The following is a 23,154-nucleotide window of genomic DNA, read 5'->3' on the forward strand; positions in this document are numbered from 1 at the left end:
GAAACCTCGAAACTCGGCATCTTCACGCCGGAGAACAGACGGGCCACGCCCCACAGTTTGTAGTTCTGCCGGGCGGAATCCTGCTTCAGCACCAGCAGACGCTTGGACTGCTGGTCCTCGGTGGTCGTGGTGATCGAGAACACCGTGCGCGGCCATCCGCTGTCCGTGGAGATCACGGTCTGCGCCAGATCGGTGGGGATGGTGGTCTTGCGGTCAAGGTTGCCCGTGGCCCTCGCCACGTTCAGCTCGCTGGTGCGGATGTCCAGTTCCGGCCCTTCGAGAATCGATCCCAAGGTGGCGACGTCGAGATTATGGTTGCACTGGTCGAGCGTCGAGAGAATGCCCGTACGGATCTTCTTCTCCTGCTTGGCCGTCAGAACGGGCGATGTCTGGTTCGTCGACGACGTCTGGACCGGCGTGGGCAGCTGCCCTTCGCAACCGCACAATCCAACGGTCAGTCCGGCGGCAAGTACGGCCGCGATAATCGCGTTGCTGCGTCTTCTCATCGCTCTGCCTCCTCCGACTGGTCGTCGGACTCCGTTTCGGACGTTTCCGATGCCTCTGGTTCTTCTGTTTCCGCCGAATCGTCGGTTTCGTCCGGTTCCGCAGACTCGTTTGCTTCCGTCGGTTCACCTGCCTCATTCGAAGCTTCCGACACTTCCGACGCTTCCGTTTCGGACGTTTCGGACGTTTCGTCCGATTCCGTCGAATCCGTCGATTCCGCTGATTTCGTCGAATCGGAAGTCGTTTCGACTTCCGCCGGTTCACTTGCTTCCGCCGATTCGGACGAATCGTCTGCCGTCTCTTCCGTCCGCGGATTCTCCGCTTGCGTCTCTTCCGCCTGCGGATCATTCTGCACTTCGTCCAACTGACCTGACTGCGGCGCGGTGGATTCCGTTTCCACAGGTTCCGCGGCGGATTCGGTTTCCGTAGATTCCACGGTCTGCGCGGCCTGCTGCGCTTCGGACGATTCCTCGCGGGCGAGTCGGGCGAAATACGCCATCAGCTCATCCTGGGAAATCACGGAAGTCGCCTCCACGTCATCCTTCGGAGCGGTCACAGCAGCGGAACCACCAACCGCATTCTGCTGGTCGGCGACCAGATTGCGGTTGGCCGGATCGATGATCTTCGGCTGCGCAGTCTCCTCAGGCTCACTCGAAGCGCCAGCCGCGTGGCTCGCATGGCGACGACGACGCTTCGGAGCGGCGCCACCGCTGAACGAAGCGCTTGCTTCGGCATTGCGCACCCATTCGGCGACCTCCGTATCGTCGCCTTCCATGGTGCCGGCACCTTCGACCGAAGCGAAGGCACGGCGATGACGGCGCTTATGCGGAGGCATCGCGAACACGGAAGCGGAAAGCACAGCGAGAATCACCAGCAGACCGCCGACAAGATAGAACGGCATGGCGAAGTCGGGAACGGAACGACGATTCCAATCAAGCGAAATCGTGCCGGCCTTGCTATCGCCGAAATCAATCAGCGCCACGGAATTGCCGGCATCCTTCGACGACGATTCCTGAATCCGCATATTCACCGAACCCGTGCCGCACTTCACGGAACGCCACATGTCGGAATCCTTGAACGCAGTTTGGTTCGCGGAGGCATCGGGATCACCCTGCGCCGCGGAACGTCGTGCGGACAGCGTGGTCCAATCGGACAAACCGGTGATACGCGTGTACTTGGAACCGGCGATCCAGCCGGCGACGTCACGCGCGGAGCCCAATGCGATGCAGACTTCGGTTTTCGCATCCTGTGATTTCACGGAGGCGACGACATGGTCGTCCACCAACTGCAGCACATTCGGGTCGGTGACGGCGTATTGCGTGCCTTTCACCGACGTCGTGGCCGCGATTCTGCTATCCGGCTTCCACACGGTCGCGTTCAGCGCGCCAAGCACGATGCACGTGATGGCCAACAGACCGAAGATGGGCGTGACGATGCCACGCATGATCTTCGCGTGCCGGGTCGGGCCCGCCTTAATCCGCGGCTTCTCTTGTTCTTCCTGCGATAAAGTCATAGCACTCGCCATTCTACAGTGCCCACCTGCAAAAGCCTGAAAACTGCATGAAAATCAAGGTTTGCCGCTATGGTTGACCCTATGCGTAAATCACTTCTTTCCAAGGCCGTCACGGCAGCCTGCGCGATGGTTTTGTGCCTCGGCGTTTCGGCGTGCGGCGGCAATTCCGACGCGAAAAACACCAAATCGGATTCGAAATCCTCTTCATCCTCAGAGAAAATCGAGATGCATCAGATCGCCGGAGTGACCGCCAAGGGCGAACTCGGCAAGAAGCCGACCATCTCCTTCAAAACGCCCATGACAGTCGAGGACAACAGCTACGTGGTGCTGCAGAAGGGCGATGGCGCCCAGATCGAGGACGGCGACCGTGTCTGTTCGCAGGGCATCGCCGTCAGCGTCAAGGACGGCTCCCAATTGGCCAGCACGTGGGAGAAGAATACCCCCGACTGCTCCACGGTGGTCACATCCGACACCAGCCAGATGAAAGAGGACTACTACAAGATCTTCAAGAGCCTCAAAATCAACTCCACCGTGGCGTTCGGCGTCAACGACTCGAGCTCCACCGGCTCCTCGTACCTCATGGTGCTCACACTGGTGTCCAAGTCGAAGGATCTGAAGAAGGCCACCGGAGACAAGGTGGCGAACGTGCCCGCCGACCTGCCGAAGGTGACGCTCGCCAAGGACGGCAAGCCGTCGATCGATATGAACGGCTACAAGGGCTCCGATTCCCTGGTCTCCCAGGACCTCATCAAGGGCAAGGGCGCGGTGGTCAAGGACACGCAGACCGTGGTGGCGAACTACACCGGCTGGCTGCTTGACGGCACACAGTTCGATTCCTCCTGGGATCGCGGCTCATCTTCCACGTTCTCGCTTGACGGCGTGATCGCAGGCTGGAAGCAGGGTCTGGCCGGACATACGGTCGGCTCGCAGGTGCTGCTGGTCGTTCCGCCGAGCCTTGGCTACAAGGATCAGAAGCAGGACAAGATTCCGGCGAACTCCACGCTGGTCTTCGTGGTCGACATCCTCGCCGCCTACTGATTCAGCTGGCTCCTCCAACCTTCTAATGAAAAAGCCTCCCACTCGGGAGGCTTTTGCGTTGCCTGGTTTAATTTGCGGAAAATCGACCTTGCAATGTGTCACGATTCAAAAAATACGGCAAAAATAAAAATCGTGACACATTCGACGAAGAATCACTACCCCCTTACTTGTGTTTTTCATGCGATTTGAGCCGAAAAAGCCAGTTAGAGGGTATGCAAATCCAAACAAATGTGTCACGATTCAAAAAACGGGCCGAAAAATCGAATCGTGACACATTTTCGTCGTCACACCGCCCTGGACACCGGGAAAAACGCGCACCGTGCCGAAGCGCAGGTAACGCTCCGTTGCCGCGATTTCCGGAGTTGGAAACCAAGACCAATTAGAAGGAATCGCGGCAACGCGTGCGGTACCAAGGCGTACCGAAGGAAGGAGTACAAAAGGTACGCCGACTAAGGTGCCGGCTTGCGCCGCCCTTCGCGGCATAGCCGCTCACTTCGCCTATGAACAGTCCACTGGACTGTTCATTTCACGGCTCAGCGCAGGTAACGCTCCGTTGCCGTGATTTCCGGAGTAAGTACTAGAAGAGTCTTAAGGAGTCGTCTTCGGTGCCCTTCATTTCCTCATAATCGAGGATCAGGCATTTGAAGCCACGGTCCTGCGCGAGCACGCGGGCCTGCGGGGTGATGGTCTGCGCGGCGAAGATGCCGTGCACGGGGGCGAGCAGCGGATCGCGGTTGAGCAGGTCGCAATACCGCGTGAGCTGTTCGACGCCGTCGATGCCGCCGTTGCGCTTGATTTCGATGGCGACGTGTTCGCCGTTGCCGTCGATGGCCATGATGTCGACCGGTCCGATGGCGGTCGGATATTCGCGTCGGACCAGCTTCGCGCCTTCGCCGATGCGTTCGATCTGCTCGGCCAGGTATTTCTGCAGGTGGTCTTCGACGCCGTCCTTGATCAGTCCGGGATCCTCGCCCAAATCGTAGGTTTCATCCGAATAGATGTGCTGCAGGGTCACTTCGAGCACATCATTCGATTTGTCCGCCGAGGCGCGGATCACTTTCTGCGGCACCTCGGTGTCCACGTCGTCGTCGGCGTGGTCCGGGGTGATGTCCTTGATGCTGCAGGGCGCGGACATCCAGTTGAGCGGCTTGTATGAGCCGAGTTCGGAGAAGATGAGTAGGCTGTTGTCCGCCTTGATGAGCAGCACGCGTTTGGCGAGCGGCAGGGAGGCGTTCAATCGTCCGGAATATTCGGCGGAGCAGTCAGCAACAATAATTCGCACGAGGCACTACCCTACCATGCGCGCGATGACGGGCGCACGATGACGGTGGAAGCGAAGGCAAAAACAAAGACGGCCCGTCGAATCGCAATACACAATGCATTGCTATCGACGAGCCGCCTGACGTTTCAACGGAACCGGATTATTCGGCCCGCTTGACGTTGGTTCCACGCTCGACCGCGACGGTGAGCTTGTTCGAATCGAAGGAGATGAAGCCGTCGGTCACCTCGAAGGAGAGACGTTCGCCTTCAGGATCCACCACGACGATGGTTCCTTCCTTGATCACGGTCAGCACAGGCTCGTGGTCGGGCAGGATGCCCATTCCGCCTTCGGAGGCGGGAATGGTAACGGACTTCGCCGTGCCGTGCCACACCGGGTGGTCAGCGGCGACGATGTTCACCTGCAATGTCGATCCGGCCATCACGCACCGTATTCCTTCTGCATGTCGTGCCACTTCTTCTCGAGGTCGTCGATGCCGCCGATGCCGGAGAACGCCTGCTCCGGGACGTCGTCATACACGCCGTCGCAGATGCGGGTGAAGGCTTCGATGGTCTCATCGGCCGGGACGTAGGAGCCCGGACGGCCGGTGAACTTTTCGGCGACGTAGAAGTTCTGGCCAAGGAACTGCTCGATCTTACGGGCGCGGTTCACGGTGGTCTTGTCCTCTTCGCCGAGCTCGTCGATGCCGATCAGGGCGATGATGTCCTGCAGCTCCTTGTTACGCTGCAGAATCGCCTTGACGCGGTTGGCGCACTCGTAGTGTGCCTGGCCCACGTAACGCGGATCGAGGATTCGCGAAGTGGAGCTCAGCGGGTCGACTGCCGGGTAGATGCCCTTGGAGGCGATGTCACGGGACAGCTCGGTGGTCGCGTCCAGGTGGGCGAAGGTCGTCGCAGGCGCCGGGTCGGTGTAATCATCGGCCGGCACGTAGATGGCCTGCAGCGAGGTGATGGAGTGGCCACGGGTCGACGTGATGCGCTCCTGCAGGGCGCCCATCTCATCGGCCAGGTTCGGCTGGTAGCCCACGGCGGACGGCATACGGCCGAGCAGGGTGGACACCTCGGAACCCGCCTGGGTGAAGCGGAAGATGTTGTCGATGAACAGCAGCACGTCCTGGTTCTGCACGTCACGGAAGTACTCTGCCATGGTCAGTGCGGTCAGCGGGACGCGCAGACGGGTACCCGGCTGCTCATCCATCTGGCCGAAGACCAGTGCGGTCTTCTCAAGCACGCCGGCCTCGTCCATCTCGCCGATCAGATCGTTACCCTCACGGGTACGCTCGCCGACGCCGGCGAACACGGACACACCGCCGTGGTTCTGGGCCACACGCTGAATCATTTCCTGGATCAGCACGGTCTTGCCGACGCCTGCGCCGCCGAACAGACCGATCTTGCCGCCCTGCACGTACGGGGTCAGCAGATCGATGACCTTGATGCCGGTTTCGAACATCTGGGTCTTTGATTCCAGCTGGTCGAATGCTGGCGGGTTGCGGTGGATGGGCCAACGTTCGGTGACCTTGACGGTCTCGCCGGGCTTCTTGTTGAGGATGTTGCCGGACACGTCGAACACGTGGCCCTTGGTCACGTCGCCGACCGGCACGGAGATCGGGCCGCCGGTGTCAAGCACGGTCGCGCCACGGACCAGGCCGTCGGTCGGCTTCAGGGCGACGGTGCGCACGGTGGAATCGCCAAGGTGCTGCTCCACCTCGAGGGTGATCTTCTTGGTGGTCTCGCCCTCTTCGTGGACGCCGGTGCTGTTCAGCTCAACGGTAAGTGCATTGTAAATGTCGGGCAGGTGGCCCACCGGGAATTCGACGTCGATAACCGAGCCCTGGATACGCGTGACGCGTCCGGCGGTCGGTTCCGCAGCCGTCTCGGGAGCCGCTGTGGTCTGATTCTCAGCCATATGCGTTCCTACTCTTCCTTCTTGTTCAGCGCATCAGCGCTGCCGATGATTTCGGTAAGTTCCTGGGTAATCGAAGCCTGTCGCGAAGCGTTGAGCTTGCGCGTCAGGTCGTCGATCAGGCTGCGGGCGTTGTCTGTAGCCGTGTGCATGGCGTTCTGTCGGCTTGCAGTCTCGGATGCCGCTGCGGTGAGCAGGCATTCATGGATACGGGACTGAATGTACTTCGGCAGAATGGCGTCAAGCACTTCGTCGACGCTCGGCTCGAACGCATACAGCGGAGTCGCGGCATCGGCATCGGATTCCGGCACGGGACCGGAGTCCGGCTGGTCCGGAAGCACGAGCTCAACGGGCAGCATGCGCAGCACGCGCACCTTCTGTACCACCATGTTCACGAATTCGGTGAACACAATGTAGAGTTCGGAGACTCCACCCTGGTCCGCCGGCTTCATATAGGCGTCCAGCAGTGCCTTCGAGATGGACTCTGCGACTTCCACGCCGGGCTGGTCGGTATCGCCTTCCCAAGTGCCGGCAACATCACGGTTGCGGTACTTGTAATACGTCACACCACGACGACCATACACATACAGTTCCGGCTGCTTGCCCTTCTCATCGAGTCGGGCCAGCAGCGATTCCGTTTCGCGGATGATCGAGGAGGTGTACGGACCCGCCATACCACGATCCGAGGTGAGGGCGAGGACAGCCACTCGGGGGTTGTCCTCGTCCTTCTTCACAATCGGATGATCGATATGGGTGTGGGCCACCAGCGCTTGCACGGCGTCGAAAATCGCATCGGTATACGGCTTCGCGTTCAAGGCCACGTCACGTGCCTTGGCGATGTGCGAAGACGCGATCATCTCCTGCGCGTTGAAGATTTTCTCCAGCGACGCGGTGGAGGCGATCCTAGATTTCAATGCGAGTTGCGAGCCCATGAATCACTTCTCTCCTGCGACGATCTTTTCCTGCTCGACCGGAGTGGCGTTCTTCGTGTCGGGCTTCTTCTCGACCAGCGGCTTGCCTGCGCTGGTCACGAAGGTCTCACGGAACGCTTCCACGGCCTTGTCGAGTGCAGCCTCGGTGTCGGCGGTGAAGTCCTCGGTCTCGCGAATGGTCTTGAGGATATCGGTGTTGTGGTCCAGATAATCCAGCATGCCCTTCTCGAACGGAAGCACGTCGGCGATCGGCAGGTCATCCATCTTGCCATGGGTGCCGGCCCACACGGACACGACTTCCTGTTCCATCGAGTACGGGGAGAACTGCGGCTGCTTCAGCAACTCGGTCAGGTGGGCGCCACGGTTCAGCTGGGCCTTGGATGCCGCATCCAGATCGGAAGCGAACATGGCGAAGGACTCCAGAGAACGGTACTGCGCCAGCGAGATCTTCAGCGTGCCGGAGACCTTCTTCAGGGCCTTCGTCTGCGCCGCGCCACCGACTCGGGACACGGAGATGCCGACGTCCACAGCAGGACGCTGGTTCGCGTTGAACAGGTCGGACTGCAGGAAGATCTGGCCATCGGTGATGGAAATCACGTTGGTCGGAATGTAGGCGGACACATCGTTCGCCTTGGTCTCGACGATCGGCAGGCCGGTCATCGAGCCGCCGCCGAGGTCATCGGAAACCTTGGCGCAACGTTCGAGCAGACGGGAGTGCAGGTAGAACACATCGCCCGGGTAAGCTTCACGCCCCGGCGGACGACGCAGCAGCAGGGAAATCGAACGGTAGGCCTCGGCCTGCTTCGACAGGTCGTCGAAGACGATGAGCACGTGCTTGCCGTTGTACATCCAGTGCTGTCCGATGGCGGAACCGGTGTACGGTGCGATGTACTTGAAGCCTGCGGAATCAGAAGCCGGGGAGGCCACGATGGTCGTGTACTCCATGGCGCCGGCCTCTTCCAGGGACTGCTTCACCGATGCGATGGTGGAGCCCTTCTGGCCGACGGCCACGTAGATGCAGCGGACCTGCTTCTTCGGGTCTCCGGATTCCCAGTTGCGCTTCTGGTTGATGATCGTATCGATTGCGATAGCGGTCTTACCGGTCTGGCGGTCGCCGATGATGAGCTGACGCTGGCCACGGCCGATCGGCGTCATCGCGTCGATGGCCTTCAGACCAGTGGACAGAGGCTCGTCAACCGGATGACGATGCATAACGTCAGGTGCCTGGGCCTCGAGAATACGACGGCCTTCGGTCTTGATCTCGCCAAGACCATCAATCGGGTTGCCTAGCGGGTCCACGACGCGGCCAAGGTAGCCGTCGCCGACGGGCACGGAGAGCACTTCGCCGGTACGACGCACTTCCTGGCCTTCCTCGATGCCGGTGAAATCGCCGAGGATAACCACGCCGATCTCGCGGGCGTCAAGGTTGAACGCCAGGCCAAGCGTGCCGTCTTCGAAGGTCAGCAGCTCATTGGCCATGCAACCAGGCAGTCCCGTCACGTGCGCAATGCCGTCGCCAGCGGTCGCGACGTAGCCGACCTCCTGGGTCGGCGTGTCCGACGGCTTGTACGACTCGACGAACTCATCGAGCGCCTTGCGTATCGTGGTGGGATCAATGGTAAGTTCTGCCATGATCACTCCTTATTGTTGTTTATAAATTCAGTCAAGTCTTGTTTCAGGCTTGTTCACCGTGCGGCTCGCCGTCAGGCGGTCGCCTTCACCGTGCGCTGAAGATGTTGCAGCTGTGCGACCACCGTGTTGTCGGTGACCTCGTCACCCACCTGGATGCGCATGCCACCTATGACGGTCGGATCGACCACCGAGTTGATGTGCACCGGATGGCCGGTCTTCGCCGAATAGACGGCGATGAGCTTGTCGACCTGCTTCTCGCTCAGTGGCTTCGCCGTGGTGACGGTGACCATCGATTCGCCCATGTGACGGGAGAATTTGTTGATCAGCCACTGGATGGTCTGCAGATAACGGCGGTTGCGCAGGTTGCAGGTCGCATGCTCGGCCAGACGCTTGGTCACCTTGTTGAAGTCCGCGTTTCCGATCAGGCTGTAGAGCAGCTTGACGCGGGCTTCGGCGGGGACGGTAGTGTCATACAGCTTGCTGCGTACGACCGGAAGGTTGAGCAGTGCGGAATGCAGCTCTGCAAGCTCGACGGAGACCTGCAGGGTCGAATTCGTGTGGTCCGCGTAGTACATCATGCCATCCACGCCGAAATCCTCGGTGGCGTTGGCGATGTCGGACACGCGGCTCCAACGGCGGGCCACCAGATCGGACATGATTTCCATCGTCAACGGATGGGCCTCATCTCCAATGAGGGTCTTGACTACCGCAACCTTGTCTTCGACTGGGCGCGACGGGTCGGTGAGGGCACGTTCAAGCTGGACGTTGTGGTCGAGCGCGTTGGTGATCGTGAACAGTTCGTTCCCGATGCGCCATGCGTCCTCGCCGCTGTCACGCAGCCTGGGGGCCAGCGAGTCACGCGAAACGCGGTCTGCGATACGCGATGCTTCTCCTCGCATTGGTCACCTCCCTTTCTTGAAGGTTTCGATCACTTCTTGTCGCTGTCCAGATCGGCGATCATCTGATCGATCATCGTCGACTGCACGTCGTCGCTTTCCAGCTTGCTTCCCAGGATCTTGCCGGCCAGTGCCGTTGCCAGCACGCCGACCTCACCCTTCAGGCTCACCAGAGCCTGCTGCTGCTGCGATTCGATGGAACGCTGGGCTGTGGCGGTGATCTGCGCCGCATCGGCCTCCGCACGGGTGCGCGCGTCGGCGATGATGTGGGATGCCTCCGCACGAGCGTCGTCGCGGATCTTGGAAGCCTCGACGCGCGCGTTGCTCAGCTGGGCGTCGTACTTCGCCTTGGCTTCGTCGGCATCCTTCTGGGCCTGTTCGGCCTTGGCGATGCCGCCTTCGATCTTGGCTGCGCGCTCATCGAACACGGCCTGGAACTTCGGCAGGAAGAACTTGTAGAAGAACACGGCGACGATGATCAGAATGATCAGCGACCAGAAAATGTCGTAGCTTTTCGGAAGGAACAGATCCATCTCGCTAGCTGCGGTCACCATAGTGTCTTCCTCCTTTCACGTTCGTTTGCGTCTTCGGTGTTACCTTGGAAATCAAGTCTTACTTGATGAAGGCGAGCACGAAGCCGAGCAGTGCCAGCACCTCGACGAATGCCAGGCCCAGGAACATGAGGGTCTGCAGACGGCTGCCGAGCTCAGGCTGACGAGCGGTGCCTTCGATGGTCTTACCGATCAGGATGCCCAGACCGATGCCAGGGCCGATTGCGGCGAGGCCGTAGCCAACGACGTTCAGGTTGCCGGCAACCTCAGCGAGGGTAACGATATCCATGATTGTTTCCTTTCTGGTTATTGCTTGACAAGAAGCAACACTTAAAAAGCCGGTGGTCAGTCGATCTCCGGATAGCTCATATTGATGTATGCGGTGGTCAGGATGGCGAAGATGTAAGCCTGCAGGCAGGCGACCAGCGCCTCGAACAGGAACATGAACATGCCAGCCGCGAAGGTGATGATACCGAACGGCATCATCAGCTTGTTCACCACATCAACAAGGAAGAACTGCGTGGCCGAGAGGCACAACGCAAGGATCAGATGGCCCGAGACCATGTTGGCGAACAGTCGGATCGTCAACGAGAACGGGCGGATAATCAGCAGCTCAAGCAGCTGAATCGGGGACAGCAGAATATAGATCGGGGCCGGAACGCCCTTCGGGAAGATCTCGTCCCTCAGGAAGTGTCCAAGGCCCTTTTCGCGGATGCCTGCAATCCAGTACTGGCAGAAGCACCACATGGCGAACACCAGAGGCAGCGTGATGGACGCGCTTGCCGCGATGTTGAAGCCCGGGATGATGCCGCACAGATTGAAGACCAGCAACGTGCAGAACACGGTGGTGATCATCGGCACGTAACGCTTGCCACGCAGCTCGCCCATCACCTGATAGACGATGTTGTCGCGGACAAACTCGATCAGCCATTCGACTGCGCCCTGCCAACGGCCGGGGATGAGCTTTGCACGGCTTGCCGTAATTCCGAGAACCAGCAGCATGATGACGGTCGCAAGGATACGAACGAGGATGATGCGGTTGATGGCGAACGGCGTGCCTTGAAAAACAAACGGATCGGGAAGGAAGTCATTGATGCTCGGCATCTCTGGACCATCGGCGATGGCCAGCATGCCCTCTCCCAATGCACTAATCATTCACGCCTCCTGCTCTTGTGTCAGCTGTCAGTTTAGCCCAACAGCCGAGTCGAATGTGACGTTCCGGTTACCAAAACCGCAACGTCCTTCGGGAATATGCTAACGCGACCGTAAACGCGTTCGCATACAAGCCCCGAACGGCTGGAAAGGATTATTAGCCCGCGTCTAGACAACGTCCACACACACGGACAATCCCTTACTGCCGTAAGGCTCAAACCGGCGTTTCACATTGGTTGCGATTAATGTCGCGATTATTAGACACCGCCGCGATTTCCGTCGATTCTTCCATTTTGAATTGTATGTCTGCTTCATCGTTAAAACGTTTTACCAAGCATATCGCACGATACACGTCACAACAAAACATGCCGCGTCCCATGAAAGGACGCGGCATACAACGATGGAAAACACGTGGAATATGCGCGGGAATATATATGGAATCAGCCACGGATGACGCCGTAGCCGTCATGCGAGAACGGCGTGAACGCGTCGACGCGCGGAGAGCCGGGCTCGTGACGGATCGACCTGTCGGTGCCGAGCCTTTTCTCCGCACGCAGGCGCGGCACTTCGGCCAGATCGTACGGCGTGGTCTGATACACCCAATTCAGCCAATTGCGCCACAGCAGATTGGCGTGCGCGCGCCAGGCGAACAGCGGCTCGAGCTTCGGATCGTCATGAGGGAAGTAGTTCTTGGGGAACGGCACATTGGTCATGCCCTTCTTCATATCCCGCTCGTATTCCTCGGCGAGCGTGTATTTGCCGTATTCCCAATGGCCGAGCGCGAACACCTCGGAGAAGTCGCGGGTGGCGATGAGTCCCGGGCCTGATTCCGGACCCCAAGTGAGCACCTGCAGTTCGGGGTTGTGGGCGATGTCTCCCTCGTTCACTCCGGCCAGACGCGAGTGCGGCTGCAGGCAGATCTCGTCGAAGCCGTTGGTCAGGAAGCAGTATTCGTCCTGCAGATACTGCGGGAACACGCCGAAGATCTTCTTCGGCAGCAGCTCCTTGTGCACGCCGTAACGGTAGTTGAGCGCTCCCATCGCGCCCCAGCACAGGTACATGGTGGAGAAGACGTGGGTGGAGGCCCAATCCAGGATCTGCTTGAACTCGTCCCAGTAATCGACCTGCTCGAAGTCGAGATGCTCGACGGGCGCGCCCGTCACCACGAGACCGTCGTAGTAGTTGTCCTTGAACGCGTCGAGCGTCTCGTAGAACTTGACCAGGTGGTCGGCGCTCACATGCGTGGCTTCGTGGGTGGAGGTTTTCATGAAATCGACCTCCACCTGCAGCGGGCTCTTGGAGATCAGGCGCAGCAGCTGCGTCTCGGTCTCGATCTTCTTCGGCATGAGATTCAGGATCACCAGCTTGAGGGGGCGCACGCGCTGACGCTCCGCTTCGGGCTTTTCGAGCGCGAAGATTCGTTCGGAGTCGAGGATGTCTCTGGCCGGAAGGCCGCTGGGGATCTTGATAGGCATGTCTCCTATTATGGTGCGGGCACGGATATGGCGCATCCGGGAACGCCTCGGAGTGAACTTCGACGGTATACGAAAAATGGATGGCGCGTTATCCGATGCGCCTTTCCACTAGGTGCGCGGTATGCGACACGCCGATTTGACATTACCCGCCATATCCGTAAAGTAATAAGAGCTGTCTCAAGGAAGACAAGCCGACGCGGGGTGGAGCAGCTCGGTAGCTCGCTGGGCTCATAACCCAGAGGTCCATGGTTCAAATCCATGCCCCGCTACCAATCAAAACCGGAAACCACATGGTTTCCGGTTTTTTGTTATTCAGCCAAGCCCAATCCTTTTCTACCCGGCCGCACACCATCGGCACCGTCGGACCGTCAATATCGCAATATCGCCCGAAATCAATCGGGTCACCACCGTAGTGAAGCGATTGCATCGTATGTGACTAAAGCGTTTTACCAATCGCTAGTGAAGAATTTTATGGTGGCCGCACGCGCGCTCACTATTAAAAAGGGCTTCGCGGGATGAACACCGATACCTCTATAATCGGCTACATGGAAGAAGAAACATCAAGCGCGAAGACACGCGCAAAGGCAACCGCAAAAAAGACAGATAAGACATCAGCCAAGACGACAACGGCAAAAACGGCACGGACCGCCGTGAAAGCAGCCAAGAAGCCAGCAAGCAAACGCACTTCCAAGCCGAAAACAGCAGCGACGCGAACCATCGGCGAAACCCCAGCACCAGTCATCAAGCGCACCAGCCCGGAGCAGTTCGGCCGCGTGAACGTCCTGGACATCACCCCGAACGCCGAAAACGGCCTGTATCCGGCCCGCGTGGAGCTCGGCGAGGCCTTCAAGGTCACCGCCCAGGTGTTCATCGAAGGCCGCACCAAGGCGGGCGCCACCGTATCCGTGCGCAACACACGCGGCACCGAGAAGGCCCGCTTCCCCATGACCTGCACCAACCCCGGTCTCGACCGCTGGGAGGCGATGGTCAGAATCGGCGAACACAGCGACCTGAAACCGTGGGACGACGGCTACGCCGAAATCAAACGCCAGCTGGGCGAATGGCACATCGTGGTCGAAGGCTGGGAGGACACCTATGCCTCCTGGCTGCATGACGCGCAGATCAAAGTCAAGGTCGGCGACGATGTGGAGAACGCGCTGGAATCCGGCGCGCAGCTGCTGGAACGCTGGGCGGGCGCACGCGATTCCAAGCTGACCGCGGCCGACAAGAAGACGCTGCGCGAAGCCGCGAAAACCGTGGCAGACAAGTCGCTGGGAGCCGACGAGCGTCTGGCGGCGGCGAGCGGCGACGCGATCGCAAGCCTGCATGAGACCAATCCTCTGCGTGACGGCCTGAGCGAATCGAATCCGCAGCGCTTCCGTGTGGAGCGTCCGAAGTCGAGCTTCGCCGCATGGTACCAGTTCTTCCCCCGTTCGGAAGGCGCGTATTACGACGCTGACGGCAAAATCGTGCAGGGCACGCTCAAGACGGCGTTGTCCGGCCTCGACCGCGCGAAGGCCGAAGGATTCGACATCGTGTATCTGCCGCCGATCTTCCCGATTGGCGTGACCAACCGCAAGGGCCGCAACAATTCGCTGGTCGCCGGCCCCAACGACCCGGGCTCCCCGTTCGGCATCGGTTCCGAGCTTGGCGGCCATGACACCGTCGACCCGCTGCTCGGCACCATGGATGATTTCAAGGCGTTCTGCGATTACGCGCACAAGCTGGGCATCGAAGTGGCGCTCGACTTCGCGCTGCAGTGCTCCCCCGACCATCCGTGGGTCAAGCAGCATCCGGACTGGTTCCGCACCAAGCCGGACGGCACCATCGCCTTCGCCGAGAACCCGCCGAAGAAGTACCAGGACATCTACCCGATCGACTTCAATGCCGACATGGAGGGCATCGAGGCCGAAGTGGAACGCATCATGGACCTGTGGATCAAGGCCGGCGTGACCATCTTCCGTGTGGACAACCCCCACACCAAGCCGGTGCGCTTCTGGCAGGACGTGATCGCGGCCGTCACCAAGAAGCATCCGGAGACGCTGTTCCTGGCCGAGGCGTTCACCCGCCCGGGCATGATGCGCGCACTGAGCTACGCGGGCTTCACCCAGTCGCACTGCTACTTCCCATGGCGCAACACCAAGGAGGAGCTGCAGGAATATCTGGCGGAGACCAATGGCGACGAAGGCTTCTACCAGCACAACACCTTCTGGCCATCCACGCCCGACATCATGACCGCCTATCTGCGCGACAACGGCATCGCCGGCCACGCGGTGCGCGCGGTGCTGGCCGCGATGGGAAGCCCAAGCTGGGGCATCTACAATGGCTATGAGCTAATCGAGAACAAGCAGCGTCCGGGCTTTGAGGAACAGATCGACAACGAGAAGTACGAAGTCAAGGTGCGCGATTGGAGCGAGGCCGACAAGTATGGCATCGCCGAACTGCTCACCTCGCTCAACAAAATCCGCGCCGAGCATCCGGCATGCCGCAGCTACCACAATCTGCACATCCTGCCGAGCGATGACGCGGGCGTCGTGGCGTTCCTGCGCCAGACCCCGGCCGAACTGACCGGCACCGGCAAGGCGGACACGGTGATCGTGGTGGTGAACCTCGACGGCCACAACGCGCACCAGTCCATCGTGCATATCGAGCTGCCGGACTTCGGTTTCGCCACCGACAAGCCGCTCAAGGTGCGTGACGAGCTGACCGGACGCGAGTTCGATTGGAGCTGGGACAACTACGTCTCGCTGGCTCCGTGGGCCGATGTGGCGCACGTGCTGACGGTGGTCGAGGACTGATTTTCGGTCGGCTTTAACAAGAAGCGCGGGCAAGCTCATTTTTGATTGGCTTGCCCGCGCTTCTCGCATGCACCCAGCTATCCGCAACCCTGTGACCCTAGAAGCAATCGGCATCAGGGAAAGACAGGACCCCATCCGACATAAGGTACAGATGATCCGCGATTTGAGATAGCTCATCACTATGATGACTGGCAATCAATATGGTTCGCCCCGCATCACGCTGGCGCCTCATCTCCTCCAGAAACACTGCGACAGAATGCTCATCAAGGCCGTTGGTCGGCTCATCGAGCAAAATCAAAGGCTGATGTTCCATCAATGCCTGCACGATCGCCAGCTTTTGTCGCATACCCAAGGAGTAAGATCGCACTTTTTCCTGCGCGTGGTCCCGCAAGCCAAATAGCTCCAGCAAACGCATGATCTCACGCCGATCAAAGGCGTGGTTAATGTCAGCAAGATAGCGAAGGTTCTCCATAGCGCTCTGACCAGGGATGAATCCAGGGTTCTCGATGATTACTCCTACGGATTCAGGTAATTTCTTATTGAATTCCACAGGTCTACCACCAATGCTCGCCGTACCAGTATCCGGCCGGATAAAACCGCAAATCGCACGCAACAGCATTGTCTTTCCTGACCCATTAGGACCAACAATGCCGTAAATGTTGCCTCGTTCGAATTCAGCATTCACGTCACGCAATACCGTTTTGCGTTTGATGGTTTTCGTAAGATGATGCACTTCGACGTACATTTTGTCATTCCTCCTTTGCATTGCGCCATATTGCAACCAGCATTTTGTCTTACTGGAATTCAATACATTTCCACATGCTCGAAAACAATGAGATTCACCATAGCGAGCACCAGAAAAAGAACCGTCAAAACAGGTGCCCAACATGGAATGACGCCAATCCACGAGGATATTAACCATCGCCGAGCCCCATCCAACGAAAGCAACGCAATATACAGCGCCGCAGCTGCGACATAACCCATCACCCGGCAATTCAGTAAATAACCAACATTGATAATGAGCATCAGCACGGCAAGCGTCAAAGACGCGCAAATCGCAGTCGTCAACAGATGCTCCTGTCGATTCCCAGGAACAATCATTAACGCGATGATTAATTGCACACCAGTGAACAGGACGCAGTAGAACAGCAGCAGCGCGCAATATCGACAAAAATGAGACCATCCTCGATGACTTCTGACATATACCAGATAATCAGGAATCATCAGATATTCAGAGCACTGTTCCAGCGCAAGCGCTATTCCCCCGACCATAAACAGCAACGGATACATGTTCAATGCAAGATCCGGATGGCTCATCGCAGGGGCAATGCGAAACATCCCCATAAAGATACTTGTATCCTGTGCGCTGTAGTAAAAGCGTGAAGCGAATATGGCGTAAATGACAAGTATCAGCATTCGCAGACCTTTTTTACGGCCACAAACCTGTCCAATGCGACAAATACTGCGACGGATAGCACACATTAGCTTTTCAACCGATCTCTGGAATTGAACACCATGATGCAGGCCATGACGAGCAATAAGCAGAATCCGAAGCATGGGATGACTTGGCAGATAACAATATCCGACCAATCCGGACTGATCGGATACCAAAAATAGAACATCATACGATCCGCTCCATCGACCAACGGAGTCAATAGCCACTGCGCAATCGCAAAGAACGCGATCAGCACCGCGGCGACATGTTCCATGACCAATCCCATGTAGCTCAACAATAACTGGACCAACCCTATTGAGATATTCATCATCAAGCATTGAACCACCAGCATCGCAGTCAAAGACCAGTGCAGAACAGATGCGGTTTGTCTCTTGACAACGAATTCCATGACAGCAAAAACAAGGCCGCCATATGCGGCGCATATGCAAGACATCACGTTCAGCCATATAACATTTTCGCCAAGCTCGTCACGTGGATTACGACGCACCAATTCAAACGTCCTGAATCGGACACAGCCCAAACACATTGCCATCAAACAAATTGGAAGCACTGCGGCAGAGGCCCCCTGCTTCATGAATCCGATATAGTCGGATACGAAATCGTGAGGGTCAAACAATAATGAAATGCCATACGCAAACCCCACCACCATAACCAATATGGCACTGATTCTCATACCGATAGTGGAATACCGCACGGAAGCAAAACCATCACAAAGCATCACGATGCCTTTCCACACACACCAGCACGGTAGACAATGCCAGCAAAAGCGATATCGAAAGCACAATGCCCACATAATTTTGCCAACGCACAGAAGCGTCCGCACCTGGAGCAAAATCCAAAAAGATGACGTGGCTCCACTGGTCCGGTATCCTACCCCCCGTAAGAGAAGGAAGCATCCACCACACAAGACTCAGCACGAACGGAACCAATACTTCCGTATATTTGCGTTGCATGAAAAAGGACACGCCAACGGACACCGTGGAGAAAAGTCCGGCAATCACAAATATCAACAACACCACGCATAGTATGCATAACACCTGATTGAACCTATACAACGGATATATCCAAGAATCAGAAGAAATCAAAATATATTTGCCGCTATGCACACGCCCTCACGCATCCGCCGATACACCATCGATAAAGTTCAAATGAGGATTGCGCATAGCAGCTATTGACAGATTCGCAATCATTGGCATTATTCCACCCACACCACCAAGTACGAATCCAGACAACATCGCAGTCGTCAAAAAACGTCCTCGTCCTTCTCGAATCACGACCATGGGTAGCCGCCCAGCATGCCGTTCCAACGATACGGCACCACCCCCCAAGAGAGCCGACAGGAAAGGCAACAGCAGCAGATACATGCCACCACCCGTTCCGTATTGACTGAACAGCATCACGTCCCGCAGCAACGTAGATTTACTTGGGGGAATAACATAACTCGCCCTATACGTGGTTAGATATTGGACAGCGACCAACATACAAGATATGCCGATCACACCGATCATTCGGACGCTTCGCAGTTGCCCAACCAACTGATTCCTCATCAACCGCCAATCTATCAAGACCCCTTCGTCTTCCTGAATCCAAACAGTGTGGCGTAGAAGAGCAATCCTCTACGCCACACAGCCACGCTCAGTTATCAGGACTCCATTTAATCCGTTTCCGCAACAGCAGAACAAGGCAATGTAAAGATTTTCATCACATGACGCCATGGCTCAATTGGCCCACGACTACACTCACGTTATATGACTGAAGGTATTTCCATCGCCGTTCTAGACAATGACTCCTGGAGCTTACGGGCAATCGCGCGATGGATCGACGGCAGCTCACCTTTATACCATGTCATCTGGCAAACCACTTCTGCGGCAGAAGCGATTCATCGATGCATATATACCAACGAAAAACCAAATGTCCTCTTACTTGACATGGCGTTAAACGACGCCACCGGCATATCCGTATGCGCTCAAATACGAAAACGAACCGCCGATATCGGCATCATCGGCATCACCGCATATGACCCCGAGCGGTACAAAACCGATTTAGCGCGCGCCGGTGGTCAAGCTCTTATCGCCAAAGAAGATTTGACACATGTCTGCAATAAAGTACTGCCCATCGTGGCACAAGGCAAATCCGCTGAACCAAATTCATTCCCAACCGCAAAACAAGCGCATGACATACTGGCAAAACAACCCTCCTCATCCTCTCAGGTCAAGCAGCTCAGTCCGCGAGAGCTTCAGGTGCTTCGCCTTTACACGCAAGACAACAACACTTCAGAAATCGCTTCGCAACTTGGCATTGCTTCCAGTACTGTATTTTCTTACATTCACAGAGTCTCGAAAAAAAATAGGCGCAAAAAATAGATCAGAGACAATTCGGCTATGCAAAAAATACGATATTTTATAAAGTCAATCAAAAAGCAATACTGCGACATGAATCGCAGAATACCAAGAAAATTATCTTTATGCATAGCTTTTCCACTGTTTCTATTGTATTCTCTAGAACTTATCAGTGGGTACTACCATCAATTTACAGTTTTTTCCATTGTTTTTATCTGCACAGAACTATGTTCAATCGTTCTTTTTATTCAATTCCCCTACACAGGGTCAATAATAATTATTATATTATGGATTACTGCAATTAGCATAGAACCGGCGCTACCCTATTCCTTCGTATTCGCGGGACTGTCCGCCACAGTGATTCTCGGATATATCAATATCCCTTCAGCGATCAGCATCCTCTTGCCCGCCGCAGGCATTTTATTTTTCCAGCCCCATACAGACAAGAGCGCACTCGTCATGTTCGGCACCACATTCTTGGCCTTGGCCATAATCGGGTGCGTCATTCGTCTCCATCAGAATCAAAAACGCGCCATCAATCAACTGACCATCCACAAATGGAAGGAGGAAATCGCAGAAGAGCTGCACGACATCGTATGCAATGATCTCACCTACGCAATCCACCAAATAGACCTTTTAAAGGACGAAAATCCAAGCAGTCAGAGAACCCCTGAAATCGCAGAAAACACGACGCTATTCGACATCAGAGACAGTCTCGTAGAAGCCTTGAGTTGCTCAAGAGCCGCCATAACCACACTCCGCAAAGACGATGATGGTTGTTCCGCCTCCGGAATCGATGCCATCACAATCGACGTCATCGAGCTGCTAGAACAAGAACGAACGAAACTCGCCAAGGCTGGTTTCGACGGCATTATTGCAGCGGACGGATCCGACAGTCTAACGACAACACCTAGCAGGGGTATTATCATCAAACAACTCATCAGAGAAATCTTCGGCAATATACTCAAACATGCGGATCCCTCACGCGGCTATGTCATCACCGCGCATATCAGCACCAACGCATTGCATATCAGCGCCAGCGACACACCTCTTTTTAAAAACAGCACCTCAACGCATGCGTCAAAGCCCCCGCAAGTCAATACCATTAACGAGCAATTTGGCAATGGCACAGGCATACGCTCATATCAAACACGACTCGCGACTCTAGGCGGCGAATTATCCATTTCCGCTTCCGACGACCAATGGACACTGGAAGTCTCCGTGCCGTTGCTTGACACCGACCACACCGATGGCCGCCATTCAACAGGACGAATGCGAATTCGGATGGAATGAGTACCACCATCCAACCAACGACACACTATATGCCGCCCAACGATGGCGGAATACCCACAGGACGGTCTTACATATACCGTGATACCGCAATGACTACGATCGCTCACCTAATCACTCAGGCTTAGTTTCAACGTTTTCATTATTGTAGGATTACGGTCTTTTCTATTGCATGATTATGGAGTTTTCTACCATAAGATTGTGGTAATTGCAGCATGTCCATCAACCCCGCTCGCGCCTTATTTTCCCAATGAAGGCAAAAGACTTATCAAAACGTCGAAAATGCACTTTCACGATACGGGCCGCTCTGCTATCTCCTGAAATAACGAATCGGCAACAGCTCCTTGCCAGCCCGCACCTAGGTGCGTGACGAGCTGACCGGACGCGAGTTCGATTGGAGCTGGGACAACTACGTTTCGCTGGCTCCGTGGGCCGACGTGGCGCACGTGCTGACGGTGGTCGAGGACTGAGTGAGTTTGGTTAGCTAGACACGCTGCTTAGCGCCTGACCGGCTAAAAACACATGGGTCAAGGCTGGGTTGAAGACGTTTCTTACGTCTTCAACCCAGCCTTTCGCATTCCGTAGGTGGTTTTTCGATTCCGTAGGCGTTCTTCGGCCAATCCATGCAAACGGAATGGCTGAAATCAAGCCTTTTTGCCGCAGTGATACCAGGGCCAACCACCTACGGAAGCACGAAACCACCTACGGAATCGTTCTTCTGGTGTTCCAAAGCAGTATAGGCAATCAATTGGCTCAAAAAGATGTTGACCAGCGAGCGCGCAACGCTTTGTCACCACAGCGCAGGGCACCATTTATATAGGTATCCGGGCGAATGGTGCCAATGGTGCGCGAAAGCGGGTATTCTAGGTTACGAATTACTGCTGATCGTTCGATCAAGGAGAAAACAATGGCAGAAACCTTCAACGTTGTGGTGGAGATCCCGCGCGGCTCCAAGAACAAGTACGAAGTGGACCACGAGACCGGTCGCGTGTTCCTGGACCGCACCCTGTTCACCGCCATGGGCTACCCGGATGACTACGGCTACATCGACGGCACCCTGGGCGAGGACGGCGATCCGCTCGACGCCCTGGTCATGATCCCGAACTCCGTGTTCCCGGGCTGCGTGGTCGAGTGCCGCGCCGTCGGCCTGTACCACATGGTCGACGAAGCCGGTGGAGACGACAAGGTGCTGTGCGTGCCGGCTGACGTCCGCTTCGACGACATCAAGGACGTCGACGACGTGTCCGAGTACCACAAGGCTGAAATCAAGCACTTCTTCGAGCAGTACAAGGCTCTGGAGCCGGGCAAGGAAGTCCTGCCGGGCGACTACTGGACCGGTGCCGCCAAGGCCGAGGAGGAAATCGTCGCAGCCCGCAAGCGCCTCGCCGAAAGCGAGAAGTGAAGCGGCGAGACGATTGAGGACAGCACAGCGTGCTGTCCGACTCCAAAGGCCGCAGTCGAGCCGGCAGGTGAGACAAGGCAACATTGAGCCGGCCGAAGGCCGTCCGTAGTTGCCGGACCGAGGAGGAAATCGTCGCCGCACGCAAGCGCCTCGCGGAAAGTGAGAAGTGAGCGCCTGTACTGACGTGAGCTGACGTGAGAAGAGCCGCCCTTGTTTCAAGGGCGGCTCTTGCGTTATAGTGGTGCCTTGTAATTTACGGCATGCGAACAGTATTCGCTGAATTCAAAGCCCGCTGGACGTCACATATCACATCCGCGTGCGGCAGTTCTGTGTCGGTACCCCTAGGCGTAGGCGGAACGCAATCCGTCGAGGCCCATCCCGTGGGGAGACCGGCGGGATGAACCTTTTCACCAGCTATGCTCATTCAGATTCTGCTCATCGGCGTGTCCGTGTCCATGGACGCGTTCGCCGTCTCCATCGGCAAAGGCCTGACCGTCAAGAAGCTGCGCGGCATCGATGCGTTCAAAACCGCCCTGTGGTTCGGCGGGTTCCAGGCGCTGTTCCCTCTGCTCGGCTATTTCGCGGCCAGCACGTTCAGCAAATATGTGACCGCGGTGGACCATTGGATCATTTTCGGCCTGCTGGCCTTGATCGGCGGCAATATGGTCCGTGAGGCGTTCGAAGAGGACGAGGAGAACGCCAAGGAAACCCCTGAATTCGATTGGCGCCACATGCTGCCGCTCGCCGTGGCCTGCAGCATCGACGCGTTCGCCGTCGGTGTGAGCCTCGCGTTCATGACGCTCAACATCTGGCTGTCGGTGGTCATCATCGGCATCACCACCGGCCTGTTCTCCGCGGCCGGTCTAGTCATCGGCCGCATGTTCGGCTCGCGTTGGCAGAAGCCGGCGCAGATCGCAGGCGGCGTCGTGCTGATTCTCATCGGCCTGAAGGTGCTGCTCGAGCATCTCGGCTTCATCGGCTGATCGCCCCGGCCG

20 protein-coding genes, 1 tRNA gene and 3 pseudogenes are annotated in these 23,154 nt (G+C 57.1%); 8 read left to right on the forward strand and 16 right to left on the reverse strand.

Annotated elements, in window-relative coordinates; genetic code table 11:
• Nucleotides 1–506: pseudogene (locus ACR0P8_RS03835) on the reverse strand (hypothetical protein); the annotation flags it as partial.
• A gap of 455 nt (nucleotides 507–961) precedes the next feature.
• Nucleotides 962–2,029: pseudogene (locus tag ACR0P8_RS03840) on the reverse strand (hypothetical protein); the annotation flags it as partial.
• Nucleotides 2,030–2,098: 69 nt separating this feature from the next.
• Between ACR0P8_RS03840 and ACR0P8_RS03845 the strand changes: the two are divergent.
• Entirely contained in the window at nucleotides 2,099–3,055 is a 957-nt protein-coding gene (locus ACR0P8_RS03845) for an FKBP-type peptidyl-prolyl cis-trans isomerase (RefSeq protein ID WP_432623839.1), read from the forward strand.
• Nucleotides 3,056–3,632: 577 nt separating this feature from the next.
• Here ACR0P8_RS03845 and nucS read toward each other — a convergent pair.
• The 10 genes from nucS to ACR0P8_RS03895 form a co-directional block, all read right to left on the reverse strand.
• A complete protein-coding gene (gene nucS, locus ACR0P8_RS03850) occupies nucleotides 3,633–4,337 on the reverse strand; it encodes an endonuclease NucS (RefSeq protein WP_432623841.1) in 705 nt (234 codons plus the stop codon).
• A gap of 139 nt (nucleotides 4,338–4,476) precedes the next feature.
• The gene (locus ACR0P8_RS03855) at nucleotides 4,477–4,755 is read right to left on the reverse strand and encodes a F0F1 ATP synthase subunit epsilon (protein ID WP_026646861.1); all 279 of its coding nucleotides are present in this window, start codon (nucleotides 4,753–4,755) and stop codon (nucleotides 4,477–4,479) included.
• Nucleotides 4,755–6,239, reverse strand: coding sequence for a F0F1 ATP synthase subunit beta (gene atpD, locus ACR0P8_RS03860; RefSeq protein WP_432623843.1), 1,485 nt, complete (start codon nucleotides 6,237–6,239; stop codon nucleotides 4,755–4,757). Before atpD ends, ACR0P8_RS03855 begins: the two co-directional genes overlap by 1 nt.
• Nucleotides 6,240–6,247: 8 nt before the next feature.
• Entirely contained in the window at nucleotides 6,248–7,168 is a 921-nt protein-coding gene (locus ACR0P8_RS03865; protein WP_021913575.1) for a F0F1 ATP synthase subunit gamma, read from the reverse strand.
• 3 nt (nucleotides 7,169–7,171) lie between these two features.
• A complete protein-coding gene (gene atpA, locus ACR0P8_RS03870; RefSeq protein WP_432623846.1) occupies nucleotides 7,172–8,800 on the reverse strand; it encodes a F0F1 ATP synthase subunit alpha in 1,629 nt (542 codons plus the stop codon).
• Nucleotides 8,801–8,871: 71 nt separating this feature from the next.
• Entirely contained in the window at nucleotides 8,872–9,699 is an 828-nt protein-coding gene (locus ACR0P8_RS03875) for a F0F1 ATP synthase subunit delta (protein WP_432623848.1), read from the reverse strand.
• Between the two features lie 29 nt (nucleotides 9,700–9,728).
• Complete coding sequence (locus ACR0P8_RS03880; protein WP_432623850.1) at nucleotides 9,729–10,250, reverse strand: F0F1 ATP synthase subunit B; 522 nt, start codon at nucleotides 10,248–10,250, stop codon at nucleotides 9,729–9,731.
• Between the two features lie 58 nt (nucleotides 10,251–10,308).
• Nucleotides 10,309–10,536, reverse strand: coding sequence for an ATP synthase F0 subunit C (gene atpE / locus ACR0P8_RS03885; RefSeq protein WP_003809874.1), 228 nt, complete (start codon nucleotides 10,534–10,536; stop codon nucleotides 10,309–10,311).
• Between the two features lie 56 nt (nucleotides 10,537–10,592).
• Nucleotides 10,593–11,402, reverse strand: a complete 810-nt coding sequence (gene atpB, locus ACR0P8_RS03890) for a F0F1 ATP synthase subunit A (protein ID WP_085382136.1) — start codon at nucleotides 11,400–11,402, stop codon at nucleotides 10,593–10,595.
• 437 nt (nucleotides 11,403–11,839) lie between these two features.
• Entirely contained in the window at nucleotides 11,840–12,874 is a 1,035-nt protein-coding gene (locus ACR0P8_RS03895; RefSeq protein ID WP_432623855.1) for a homoserine O-succinyltransferase, read from the reverse strand.
• 195 nt (nucleotides 12,875–13,069) lie between these two features.
• On the opposite strand from ACR0P8_RS03895, the gene ACR0P8_RS03900 reads away from it, so the two are divergent.
• Together ACR0P8_RS03900 and ACR0P8_RS03905 are read left to right on the forward strand one after the other, a co-directional pair.
• Nucleotides 13,070–13,146 (forward strand) — tRNA-Met (locus ACR0P8_RS03900).
• A 273-nt stretch (nucleotides 13,147–13,419) separates the two neighbouring features.
• A complete protein-coding gene (locus tag ACR0P8_RS03905) occupies nucleotides 13,420–15,672 on the forward strand; it encodes a maltotransferase domain-containing protein (protein ID WP_432623857.1) in 2,253 nt (750 codons plus the stop codon).
• A 97-nt stretch (nucleotides 15,673–15,769) separates the two neighbouring features.
• On the opposite strand, the gene ACR0P8_RS03910 is transcribed toward ACR0P8_RS03905, so the two are convergent.
• The 4 genes from ACR0P8_RS03910 to ACR0P8_RS03925 all read right to left on the reverse strand — a co-directional run bounded on the left by ACR0P8_RS03910 (nucleotide 15,770) and on the right by ACR0P8_RS03925 (nucleotide 18,636).
• Entirely contained in the window at nucleotides 15,770–16,417 is a 648-nt protein-coding gene (locus ACR0P8_RS03910; protein WP_432623859.1) for an ABC transporter ATP-binding protein, read from the reverse strand.
• Nucleotides 16,418–16,476: 59 nt separating this feature from the next.
• Complete coding sequence (locus tag ACR0P8_RS03915; RefSeq protein WP_432623861.1) at nucleotides 16,477–17,088, reverse strand: hypothetical protein; 612 nt, start codon at nucleotides 17,086–17,088, stop codon at nucleotides 16,477–16,479.
• 65 nt (nucleotides 17,089–17,153) lie between these two features.
• Nucleotides 17,154–17,846, reverse strand: a complete 693-nt coding sequence (locus ACR0P8_RS03920) for a hypothetical protein (RefSeq protein ID WP_432623863.1) — start codon at nucleotides 17,844–17,846, stop codon at nucleotides 17,154–17,156.
• Nucleotides 17,847–18,240: 394 nt separating this feature from the next.
• Nucleotides 18,241–18,636 (reverse strand): hypothetical protein, encoded by a 396-nt coding sequence (locus ACR0P8_RS03925; RefSeq protein ID WP_432623865.1) that lies wholly within the window; start codon nucleotides 18,634–18,636, stop codon nucleotides 18,241–18,243.
• Between the two features lie 240 nt (nucleotides 18,637–18,876).
• Between ACR0P8_RS03925 and ACR0P8_RS03930 the strand changes: the two genes are divergently transcribed.
• The 5 genes and pseudogenes from ACR0P8_RS03930 (at nucleotide 18,877) to ACR0P8_RS03950 (ending at nucleotide 23,142) form a co-directional block, all read left to right on the forward strand.
• Nucleotides 18,877–19,491, forward strand: coding sequence for a response regulator (locus ACR0P8_RS03930; protein WP_432623867.1), 615 nt, complete (start codon nucleotides 18,877–18,879; stop codon nucleotides 19,489–19,491).
• Nucleotides 19,492–19,824: 333 nt separating this feature from the next.
• Nucleotides 19,825–20,760 carry a histidine kinase gene (locus ACR0P8_RS03935; RefSeq protein ID WP_432623869.1) on the forward strand — a complete coding sequence of 312 codons (936 nt, stop codon included), beginning with the start codon at nucleotides 19,825–19,827 and terminating at the stop codon, nucleotides 20,758–20,760.
• Between the two features lie 359 nt (nucleotides 20,761–21,119).
• Nucleotides 21,120–21,227: pseudogene (locus ACR0P8_RS03940) on the forward strand (hypothetical protein); the annotation flags it as partial.
• Nucleotides 21,228–21,664: 437 nt separating this feature from the next.
• Nucleotides 21,665–22,159 (forward strand): inorganic diphosphatase, encoded by a 495-nt coding sequence (locus ACR0P8_RS03945; RefSeq protein WP_169078198.1) that lies wholly within the window; start codon nucleotides 21,665–21,667, stop codon nucleotides 22,157–22,159.
• 416 nt (nucleotides 22,160–22,575) lie between these two features.
• Nucleotides 22,576–23,142 (forward strand): manganese efflux pump MntP, encoded by a 567-nt coding sequence (locus ACR0P8_RS03950; protein ID WP_432623871.1) that lies wholly within the window; start codon nucleotides 22,576–22,578, stop codon nucleotides 23,140–23,142.
• Nucleotides 23,143–23,154: the final 12 nt, after the last annotated feature.

Origin of the sequence: Bifidobacterium sp., assembly GCF_050874245.1 — a bacterium.
Classification (GTDB): domain Bacteria; phylum Actinomycetota; class Actinomycetes; order Actinomycetales; family Bifidobacteriaceae; genus Bifidobacterium.